Source organism: Acinetobacter sp. UBA3132 (assembly GCF_002364825.1).
In the GTDB taxonomy this organism is placed as follows: Bacteria; Pseudomonadota; Gammaproteobacteria; order Pseudomonadales; family Moraxellaceae; genus Acinetobacter; species Acinetobacter schindleri.
The window spans coordinates 1-1,183 of record NZ_DEZM01000170.1; the positions used below are offsets into that span (position 1 = coordinate 1).

Annotated in this window: 1 protein-coding gene; it reads left to right on the plus strand. The window is 42.3% G+C overall.

Annotation, left to right across the window (positions count from 1 at the left end; all coding sequences use genetic code 11):
• Positions 1-1,183 (plus strand): NAD-dependent malic enzyme (locus B4033_RS09105; protein ID WP_286833328.1); only part of this gene is annotated, 1,183 nt, incomplete at both ends.

The window sequence follows — 1,183 nt, forward strand, 5'->3', positions numbered from 1 at the left end:
TCATTTAAGTGAAATGATGCCCATCATTTATACCCCAACGGTAGGCGAGGCATGTCAGCGCTTTTCAGATATCTATCGCCGGCATCGTGGGATATTTATTTCCTATGCTGACCGTGAGAGCATTGATCAGATTTTACATAACGTTAATCGTAGAAATGTCAAAGTCGTGGTGATTACAGATGGTGAGCGGATTTTAGGTTTGGGTGATCAAGGGATCGGAGGAATGGGCATTCCGATTGGAAAATTAGCCTTATATACTGCATGTGGGGGAATCAGTCCGGCTTATACATTGCCAATTACGCTGGATGTAGGAACCAATAATCAACAGCTCTTAAATGATCCGATCTATATGGGCTGGCGTAAACCGCGTATTAGTGGCGATGAGTATTTCAATTTTGTTGATCAGGTCATTCATGCCGTTCAAAAAAGATGGCCAAATGTCCTGATTCAATTTGAAGATTTTGCTCAACATCATGCGATGCCACTATTAGAAAAATATCGTGATCAAGCATGCTGTTTCAATGATGATATTCAAGGGACGGCTGCAGTTGCAGTGGGTAGCCTGATTGCAGCATCACATGCTTCTAATAAACAACTGAAAGACCAAACCGTAGCTTTCCTCGGAGCAGGTTCTGCGGGATGTGGTATTGCGGAGCAGATTGTTGCCCAGATGGTGGCGGAAGGATTAACAGATGCTCAGGCACGTAAACGTGTTTTCATGGTAGATCGTTTTGGTCTGATTACTGAAAATCAGCCAAATCTTTTAGATTTCCAGCGAAAATTAGCTCAGGATCCAAAAAATATCGCCAAATGGGCAGATGCGGAAAGTACGATTTCATTACTTGATGTAGTGAAATTTGTGAAACCTACAGTTCTTATTGGTGTATCTGGACAGCCGGGCTTATTCAGTAAAGATGTCATTACAGCGATGGCTGAGCACTGTGAGCATCCGATTATTTTCCCATTGTCTAATCCAACTTCCAAAGTGGAAGCGGTTCCTTCAGATATTATCCAGTGGACAGATGGGAAAGCATTAATTGCCACAGGTAGTCCATTTACACCCGTCAATTATCAGGGGGAGATTTATAACATTTCGCAATGTAATAACTCCTATATTTTCCCTGGGATTGGATTGGGTGTAATTGCATCTGGAGCGAAGCGAGTGACCAATAATATGTTAATG